This window comes from Amycolatopsis sp. NPDC047767 (genome assembly GCF_040704195.1).
Classification (GTDB): domain Bacteria; phylum Actinomycetota; class Actinomycetes; order Mycobacteriales; family Pseudonocardiaceae; genus Amycolatopsis.
In genome coordinates this window covers 213,670-222,647 of the sequence record NZ_JBEYSJ010000011.1, presented here as the reverse complement: position 1 = coordinate 222,647, position 8,978 = coordinate 213,670, and the positions used below count along the sequence as shown (strand labels likewise).

Annotated in this window: 8 protein-coding genes; 5 read left to right on the top strand and 3 right to left on the bottom strand. The window is 71.2% G+C overall.

Features of this window, described 5'->3' with window-relative positions:
* Nucleotides 1-174 precede the first annotated feature (174 nt).
* Entirely contained in the window at nucleotides 175-1,827 is a 1,653-nt protein-coding gene (locus tag AB0878_RS21800; RefSeq protein WP_366582074.1) for an NAD(P)/FAD-dependent oxidoreductase, read from the top strand.
* A 99-nt stretch (nucleotides 1,828-1,926) separates the two neighbouring features.
* Here the strand turns inward: AB0878_RS21800 and AB0878_RS21795 are convergent, their stop codons facing one another.
* Nucleotides 1,927-2,892, bottom strand: a complete 966-nt coding sequence (locus AB0878_RS21795; protein WP_366582073.1) for an ACP S-malonyltransferase — start codon at nucleotides 2,890-2,892, stop codon at nucleotides 1,927-1,929.
* The gene (locus tag AB0878_RS21790) at nucleotides 2,889-4,295 is read right to left on the bottom strand and encodes a class I adenylate-forming enzyme family protein (protein ID WP_366582072.1); all 1,407 of its coding nucleotides are present in this window, start codon (nucleotides 4,293-4,295) and stop codon (nucleotides 2,889-2,891) included. The genes AB0878_RS21795 and AB0878_RS21790 overlap by 4 nt, the downstream gene beginning before the upstream one ends.
* 223 nt (nucleotides 4,296-4,518) lie before the next feature.
* Between AB0878_RS21790 and AB0878_RS21785 the strand changes: the two genes are divergently transcribed.
* From AB0878_RS21785 to AB0878_RS21770, 4 genes are read left to right on the top strand one after another with little or no spacing between them, the layout of a single operon-like run.
* Nucleotides 4,519-5,931 carry a glycosyltransferase gene (locus AB0878_RS21785; protein ID WP_366582071.1) on the top strand — a complete coding sequence of 471 codons (1,413 nt, stop codon included), beginning with the start codon at nucleotides 4,519-4,521 and terminating at the stop codon, nucleotides 5,929-5,931.
* Between the two features lie 27 nt (nucleotides 5,932-5,958).
* Complete coding sequence (locus AB0878_RS21780) at nucleotides 5,959-7,017, top strand: DegT/DnrJ/EryC1/StrS family aminotransferase (protein WP_366582070.1); 1,059 nt, start codon at nucleotides 5,959-5,961, stop codon at nucleotides 7,015-7,017.
* Nucleotides 7,018-7,044: 27 nt separating this feature from the next.
* On the top strand, nucleotides 7,045-8,214 hold the full coding sequence (locus AB0878_RS21775) for a cytochrome P450 (protein ID WP_366582069.1): 1,170 nt from the start codon (nucleotides 7,045-7,047) through the stop codon (nucleotides 8,212-8,214).
* Nucleotides 8,215-8,228: 14 nt separating this feature from the next.
* Entirely contained in the window at nucleotides 8,229-8,411 is a 183-nt protein-coding gene (locus tag AB0878_RS21770) for a (4Fe-4S)-binding protein (protein ID WP_366582068.1), read from the top strand.
* A gap of 51 nt (nucleotides 8,412-8,462) precedes the next feature.
* Here AB0878_RS21770 and AB0878_RS21765 read toward each other — a convergent pair whose 3' ends face one another.
* Nucleotides 8,463-8,927 (bottom strand): hypothetical protein, encoded by a 465-nt coding sequence (locus tag AB0878_RS21765; RefSeq protein ID WP_366582067.1) that lies wholly within the window; start codon nucleotides 8,925-8,927, stop codon nucleotides 8,463-8,465.
* Nucleotides 8,928-8,978 lie beyond the last annotated feature (51 nt).

The following is an 8,978-nucleotide window of genomic DNA, read 5'->3' as shown; positions in this document are numbered from 1 at the left end:
GACGCAGAACCACCCCTAAGCAGGCAGGAGGACACCCATCGTGCCCGGATGTTAGGGACGGTCCCGCTGTACTTTCCCTTAGACGACGGCCCTTTCCCGCCGGGATCTCTCGGGTTTTCCCGGACCGCGCGCCCGCACCATCGGAGGCGATCACCCGGAGAATGAGGTGCCGAAATGACGCTGGCCGCGACCGAGCGGATGACGATGCTCGTGCCCGACTTCCCCTTCGGCTACGACCGCTGGGTGACCCACCCGGCCGGCCTCGGCGAACTGCCGGCCCACCGGCACGGCACGCCCGTGGCCGTCGTCGGCGGCGGGGTCTCCGGGCTGGTCGCGGCGTACGAGCTCATGCGCCTCGGGCTGCGGCCCGTGGTCTACGAGGCGGGCGAGCTGGGCGGGCGCATGCGGTCGGTGACCTTCGGCGACCACGAGCACGCCGTCGCCGACCTCGGCGCGATGCGCTTCCCGCCGTCGGCGACCACGCTGTTCCACTACATCGAGGCGCTCGGGCTCGAGACCGGGCCGTTCCCGAACCCGCTCGCCCCCACGACCCCCAGCACCGTGATCGAGCTGGGCGGCACCGTGCACCGCGCCCGCACCGCGCGCGACCTGCCGACGGTGTACCAGGAGGTCGCCGACGCGTGGGACAAGGCGCTGCAGGATCGCGCCGAGCTCTCGACCATGGAGAACGCGATCCTGCGCCGCGACGTCGGCCTCATCAAGGCCGTGTGGAACCGCCTGGTCGCCGAGCTGGACGACGAGTCCTTCTACGGCTTCCTCGCCCGCTCCGGCGCGTTCGACTCGTTCCGCCACCGCGAGGTGTTCGGCCAGGTCGGCTTCGGCACCGGCGGCTGGGACACCGACTTCCCGAACTCGATCCTGGAGATCCTGCGCGTGGTCTACACCCACGCCGACGTGGACCAGGTCAGCATCGTCGGCGGCGCGCAGCAGGTGCCGCGCGGGCTGTGGACGCATTCGCCGGACACGGTGTTCTGGCCGAAAGGCACTTCGCTCGCCGCGCTGCACCGCGGCAGCCCGCGCCCGTCGGTGGCGAAGATCCGCCGCGCGGGCCGCGACCTCGTGGTCACCGACGCGACCGGGCGGTCGGAGGCCTACCCCGCGGTGGTGTTCACCCCGCACGTGTGGGCGTTGCTGGGCCGCGTCGACTGCCACGAACCGCTGCTGACCACCGACGAGTGGACCGCGGTCGAGCGCACGCACTACATGAGCTCGTCGAAGCTCTTCGTGCTCACCGACCGCCCGTTCTGGCTCGACGCCGACCCGGACGGTGGCCACGACGTGATGGGCATGACGCTCACCGATCGCTCGCCCCGCGGCGTGTACCTGTTCGACCACGGCCCCGACCGCCAGGGCGTGATGTGCCTGTCCTACACGTGGAACGACGACTCGGCGAAGTTCGCGACGCTCGACGACCACGAGCGCCTGGCCGTGCTCCTGCGCCGGCTCGAGTCCATCTACCCCGGTGTGGACATCGCGTCGCACGTGATCGGCGACCCGGTCACCATCAGCTGGGAGCGCGAACCGCACTTCATGGGTGCCTTCCGCGCCAACCTGCCCGGCCAGTACCGCTACCAGCGCCGCCTGTTCACCCAGTTCCGCCAGCACGACCTGCCGCCGGACCGCCGCGGCTTCTTCCTCTGCGGCGACGACATCTCCTGGACGGCCGGCTTCGCCGAGGGCGCCGTCACCACGGCGCTCAACGCGGTGTGGGGCGTGCTCGACCACCTGGGTGGCACGACTTTCCCGGCCAACCCCGGTCCTGGCGATGTCTTCGCCGAGCTGGCGCCGGTCGAGCTCCCCGGCTGAGCTGCGGCACCCATCGCGAGCTGTATAGGTCGTTATACACAAGTCTCGGTGGACACAGCGAAGGCCCGCCCCGGTGATCGGGCGGGCCTTCGGTGGTTTTCAGACCGGCTGCGTGACCGGCCGCTGGGCGGTCTTCGGCGTCACCGGCACGACGGTCGCGAACGCGCGTTTCGTCGCCGCCAGCTTGTGGAACAGCTGGTCCGGGCCGGTCACGTACGCGGTGGCCGCTCCCCCGGCCGCCAGCGACGTCACCATCGCCGGCCAGTCCACGGGGTGGTCGAAGGTGTCGAGCAGCATCGTGCGGACCTCGGCGGCGGTGCGGAGCACGCGGCCGTCCTGGTCGGCGATCAGCGGCAGCGCCGGGTCGGTCAGGGCGCACCGGTCGACGAACGGGGTGGCCAGCTCGCGCAGCGGCGTGAAGCGTCGGGCGTGCACGGCCGGGCGCATCGTCTGCATCACGTACGCGCCGGCCTCGCGCATCGTGGCGATCACCTCGTCGAGCAGGCGCTCCGGCAGCGACAACATCACCGAGCCGTCGCCCAGCTCCACCGACAGCTCGAGCCACTCCCCTCGTTCCGCGAAGTCCGCCAGCAACGCCGACACGACGCCGTCGGGCACGCGGACGAAACACTGCGTCACGAGTTCTTCGCCCAGCTCCCCGAAATACGCGACCTCGCAGCGCGCGAGGTCCGCCGTCAGCCGCACGGCGTCCGGAAAGGACAGTGCCCCGGCGAGCACGGCGGCCGGGCGGTGGCCGAAGCTCGCGCCCGCGCAGACGTCCGGACGCAGGCCCAGTTCGGCCGTGGCCCGCTCGGCGCAGGCGAGGGACGCCACGAGGAACGCGACCTGGGAGAACGGCCCGTACGTCGACTCCTCCGCGCGGTATCCGGTCAGCAGCGAATCGCCCAGCGCCTCGTCGGCCGCCCGCACGAGTGGCCGGGCGTACCGGTCCAGCACGAGGAACCGCCCGAGATCCGCGTACGAGGCCGCGGCCATCCCCGGGAACACCGCGGCGGCGCCGCCCCCGCCGGGAAGCGGGGACGGCGCCGGGTGGGGCGAGCTCATGCCGTGACCGCCAGTTCCTGCAGCCGCTTGCTGTCGGGCTTTCCGTTGCGGTTGAGCGGGAACGCGTCGATCACCACGACCCGGCTCGGCACCTCGTACGCGGGCAGCACCTCCGCCATCCGCGCCCGCCAGAACGCCGCGTCGCGATCCTTCTCGTCCTCCACGAACGCGATCAGCTGGCTGCCGTAGCGCTCGCACGGCACCGCGACGATCTTCGTCAGGCAGCCGGTCTCGGCCACGCGCCGCTCGATCATGTCCGGGTAGAGCGTGTAGCCGCCGCGGTGCACGGCGCGCTTGCGGCCGAGCACGTGCAGGCTGCCGCCGCGGTCGAGGATCCCGAAGTCGCCGCTGGCGAACCAGTCGCCGAGCACCGGGTCGACCTGGCCGTACTCGTCGAGGTAGCCGGCCATCACGTCGGGCGTGCGCACCAGGATCTCGCCGGTCTCGCCCGCGGGCAGCTCGACGCCGTTGTCGTCCACGATCTTCAGCTCGACGCCGCGCACCGGGCGGCCCGTGGCCACCGGGTTGTCGGTCGTGGCGAACGAGACGTTGCCGAGCTCGGTGCTGCCGTAGCTGTCGAGCAGTGGCTTGCCGAACTCGCCGACGTAGGAGTCGACCAGGCCCGGGATCAGCGGCGCCGCGCCGACGCACAGCATCCGCGCGCGGTTCAGCGTCGCGTGCAGCGCCGGGCGCTTGCGGGCGATGTTGAGCATGCTGCGGTAGGTCGCGGGCGTCGCGTCGAACACCGTGGCCCCGCACAGGTCGGCCATCTTCAGCGCGTGGTCGAGCCGCCGGTAGGGGGCCACCACGAGCGAGCACCGCGTGAGCCACGCGATGAGCAGCATCGACAGCCCGTACTGGTGCGAGAACGGCAGGAACGGCGCCAGTACGTCGCTTTCCCGGTGCCCCACCGCGTCGATGTTGCGGCGCAGGTTCTCGAGGAACGAGCCGCCGGACTTCACGATCGCCTTCGGCTTGCCGGTCGAGCCGGACGACCACATCAGCAACCCGTCGGGCAGCTCGGACCACGAGGTGGTGTCGAGCGTCGCCTTCGGCGTGCGCCCGGCCGAGGCCAGGGCCAGCTCGTAGATCGTGATCCGGCTGACGTCGGTGTCCTCGGGCAGCTCGGCGTTCTCGTCCGTCACGCACAGCACCACGCCGGCCCGGTCCATCAGCTCGCCGGTGGACTCGGCCTTCTCCTGGTGGTCGATGAGCGCGACCGACGCGCCCACGTGCATCAAGGCGAGCAGCGCGGTCAGGTAGCCCACCGAGTTGTCCGCCTTCAGCAGCACCCGATCCGAACGGCCGATCCCCCGCGACGCCAGCTCTTCGGCCATCTTCACGGCGTCGCGTTCGAGGTCGGTCAGTGTGCGGACGGAGTCCGTCCCGCAGATCATCGCCATGTTCGGTGAACCTCTTCCTCGACCCTGCGTGGAATGGGTTGCTCCCCCCGGGCGCCGTCACCGGACGGCCCCACCCGAAGCCCAGTTTCCGCGCGGCGATCAAGGGAAACCCCCAGAAACCGCGCTCCCGGACGCGTTTCGCCGCCGGTTCTAGGGATTTTCCCGGCCCCCGCGTGGGATCACAGAGTCCGGACGTGGGCAGCACCGAGCCGAGGAGAAACCCGTGCACGAGACCGACGACCCCGCCGACCCGGACGTCCGGCGGCCGATCCTGTTCGTCAGCTCACCCGAGGCGGGGCTGCTGAACCCGGTGCTCACGCTGGCCGGCGAGCTCGCCCGCCGCGGCGTGCCCGACCTCTGGTTCGCCACCGACGAGAACCGGCGCGGCGCCGTCGAAGAGCTCGGCGGCCACGGCGCGCGCAGCATCGTCGAGTTCGCCTCCCTCGGCGACGTCGTCCCCGAGATGTCGGCGGTGACGTGGGGCGACGAGACCTACCGCGCCGTGACGCAGCGCTCGCGGTTCAGGGCCCACCGCGCGGTCATCGAGCACACGCTCGACCCCGGGCTGCGGGTGGCGAAGTACCGCAAGCTCGAGGCCGCGGTCGACAAGATCGAGCCGGCGCTGATGGTGATCGAGAGCATGTCGCAGTTCGCGTTCGAGCTGGCGATCACACGCGGGATCCCTTACGTGCTCAGCGTGCCGTTCATGGCGAGCACCATGCTCACGGCCTACACGCCGTTCGCCAAGAGCTACACCGGCCGCGACTTCCCCGTGCCGCACTCGGGCCTGCCTTACCGCATGACCGCGCGCCAGCGCTGGGAGAACCGCCTGTTCAAGCTGCGCACGCTGGCGATGTTCCTCAAGCCGGAGATGGCGAAGCAGCTGGCGAAGGACAAGGAGGTCCGCGCCGAGCTGGGCATCGCGCCCGAGGCCGGCGGCGTGATGTCCCGCATCGACCACGCACAGCTCGTGCTGTGCTATTCCGTCGCCGGCCTCGACTACCCCTTCCCCGTGCCGGAGCACATGAAGCTCGTCGGCGCGCTCGTGCCGCCGCTGCCGCAGGCGCCCGGCGCCGAGGAGCTCCCGGCGTGGCTCGACGCGCAGGACTCCGTCGTCTACATGGGATTCGGCACGATCACGCGGCTCACCCGTGAGCAGGTCGCCTCGCTCGTGGAGGTGGCGCGCAGCCTCGGCTCGCGCGGGCATTCGGTGCTGTGGAAGCTGCCGAGCGAGCAGCAGCATTTCCTGCCCGCCGACCTGCCGCCGACGCTGCGCATCGAGGACTGGGTGCCCTCGCAGTTCGACGTGCTGGCACATCCCAGCGTGAAGGTGTTCTTCAACCACGGTGGCGGCAACGGGTTCCACGAAGGCATCTACTTCGGCAAGCCGCTCGTCATCCGCCCGCTCTGGGTGGACTGCTACGACCAGGCCGTCCGCGGCGCCGACGCCGGCGTGAGCCTCACCCTCGACCGGCCGGACACCTTCGACCCCGACGACGTCACCGACAAGCTGACCCGCGTGCTGGAGCAGTCGCGCTACCGCACGCGCGCCGAGCACTTCTCCCGCGCGCAACGCGAAGCCGGCGGCCGCGAAGCCGCCGCCGACGCCGTGCTCGCGCTGCTCGCGCGCCCCTGACCCCCGAACCCCGAGCGAGGACTCTCCATGGCGTACCAGTACCCGGTGTCCCGGCCGCACCTGACCGGCCACGAGCTCGACTACGTCACCGAGACCATCGGCGACGGCTGGATCTCTTCCCAGGGCCCGTTCGTCCGGCGGTTCGAGGAGGCATTCGCCGCCTGGAACGGCAGCGCCCACGGTGTCGCGTGCTCGTCGGGCACCACCGCGCTCACGCTGGCGCTGCGGGCGCTGGGCGTCGGTCCCGGCGACGAGGTGATCGTGCCGGAGTTCACGATGATCGCCAGCGCGTGGGCCGTGACCTACACCGGCGCCACGCCCGTGTTCGTCGACTGCGGTGACGACCTCAACATCGACCCGGCCCTGATCGAGGAGAAGATCACCCCGCGCACCAAGGTGATCATGCCGGTGCACATCTACGGCCGCGCCTGCGCGATGGGCCCGATCATGGACCTGGCGCACCAGTACGGCCTGCGCGTGGTGGAGGACTCCGCCGAGGCCCACGGCGTGAAGCCGGTGGGCGACATCGCGTGCTTCTCCTTGTTCGCCAACAAGATCATCACCTCCGGCGAGGGCGGGATCTGCCTCACCGAAGACGCGTACCTGGCCGGCCAGATGGCGCACCTGCGCGCGATGGCGTTCACGAGCGACCACAGCTTCCTGCACAAGAAGCTCGCCTACAACTTCCGCATGACGGCCATGCAGGCCGCCGTCGCGCTCGCCCAGACCGAGCGCCTGGACGAAATCCTCGCCGAGCGCGCCAAGATCGAGGCCCGCTACGACGCCGGCCTCGCGGGCATCGACGGCATCACGCTGATGCCCCCGCGCGACGTGCTGTGGATGTACGACCTGCGCGCCACCCGCCGCGAGGAGCTGCGCGCGTTCCTGGCCGACAACGGGATCGAGACGCGGCTGTTCTTCAAGCCGATGAGCCGTCAGCCCCTGTACCTCGACCCGGTCTGGCCCCAGCTCAAGGCGAACACCTTCGCCGAAGACGGCTTCTACCTGCCCACGCACACCGGGCTGACCGAGGCCGACCAGGACCACATCACGGGCAAGGTCCGCGAGTTCTACCAGGCGGGCTGAGCGCCCGTCCGAAGGGAGACACCTGCCATGCCGAGCGCCGAGTCGACGACCCTCGTCGAGTTCCCCGCCCGCCGGGAGGGAGCGCCGTTCCCGCCGCCGGAATACGCGCGGCTGCGCGAGCAGCCCGGGCTGGTGCGGTCGCAGCTGCCCGGCGGGAACACCGTGTGGCTCGTGACGCGCCACGAAGAGGTGCGCGCCGTGCTCACGGACCCGCGGATCAGCTCCAACCCGGGCCACGAAGGCTTCCCTCGCATCGGGCGCACGGGCGGGGTGCCCGACGTGCCCGGCTGGTTCGTCGCCCTCGACCCGCCCGAGCACGGCCGGTTCCGCAAGACGCTGATCCCCGAGTTCACCGTGCGCAAGATCCGCGAGCTGCGCCCGGCCATCCAGGAGATCGTCGACGGTCGCATCGACGCCATGCTCGCCGGCGGGAACTCCGCGGACCTGGTGGCCGAGTTCGCGCTGCCGGTGCCGTCCCTGGTGATCTCGGCGCTGCTCGGGGTGCCGTATGCCGACCACGAGTTCTTCGAGTCGAAGACGCGCACGCTGGTCTCGTTCTTCTCCACCGATGAGGAGAAGGAGAAGGCGGGCAAGGAGATCCTGCGTTACCTGGGCCGGCTCATCACGATCAAGAAGAAGCGCCCCGGCGAGGACCTGATCACGCAGCTGCTGGCCAGCGAAGCGATCAGCCCGGCCGAGATGTCCGGGGTGTCGATGCTGCTGCTCATCGCCGGGCACGAGACCACGGCCAACAACATCGCCCTCGGCGTGGTCACGCTGCTGCTGAACCCGGACTGGATCGGCGACGACCGCGTGGTCGAGGAGATGCTGCGGCTGCACTCGGTGGCGGACCTGGTCGCGCTGCGCGTGGCGACCGAGGACGTCGAGATCGGCGGCCAGCTGATCCGCAAGGGCGAGGGCATCGTGCCGCTCATCGCCGCCGCCAACCACGACGGCTGCCCGTTCTCGAACCCGGCCGAGTTCGACCCCAACCGCTCTGCGCGCCACCACGTGGCGTTCGGCTACGGCGTGCACCAGTGCCTCGGGCAGAACCTCGTGCGGGCGGAGCTGGAGATCGCGTACCGGACGCTGTTCGAGCGCATCCCCACGCTCGCGCTCGACGCGCCGGTGGCCGAGCTGCCCTTCAAGTACGACGGCGTGCTCTTCGGCCTGCACGGCCTGCCGGTGCGCTGGTGAGGAAGGAGACCGTGATGGAGCTGGAGGTGGACCGCGGCCGCTGTGTCGGCGCCGGCCAGTGCGTGCTGAACGCGCCCGACGTGTTCGACCAGGACGACGAAGGGATCGTCACCGTCGTCGCGGAACCCGGGTCGGGCGTCGAAGTGCGCGACGCGGTGCAGACCTGCCCGTCCGGAGCACTGTCCCTCAAGGACTGAAGCTCTTCCGAAGAGCCGCCCCACACGCCGTGGGGCGGCTCTTTCGTGCGATCAGGCGGGCCGGCAGGCGGCGAGCTCGCGCAGCGCGTCGCGGAGCTGTTCGTGCACGCGTTGCGCGGGCAGCCCGGACTCGACGGCCAGCTCCGCCGCGGTGCGCCGCTCCCGCAACGCGGACCAGAGCAGGCCGCGGCGACCGTGGGGCAGGGTCTGGAACGCGTCGAGCAGCAAGGCGTCGGCCGTCGCCTTGGCCAGGCGTTCCGCCGGCACGCGCGGCCGCAGGGTGTCGTGCAACGCGGCGAGCAGCCGATCGCGGCCTTCGGCGAGGTGGCCTTCCCGGACCAGCCGGCGGCACAGGCGCGCGGCCGAGCGCCGGGAGATCCCCGCACCGCGGGCGACGCGGAAGACCAGGGCCAGCGACCGGTCGTCCTCGGCGGGCCACGGCGCGCGCACCCAGCCGGGCGCCTGAGCCGACCGGATCCGCAGCCACCCGGGCAGCACCGCCACGGCACTGGTCATGAGGCCTCCCGTCGTCGCGTGTCCGTGATCTCTACCCGTTCTTCCGCCGGG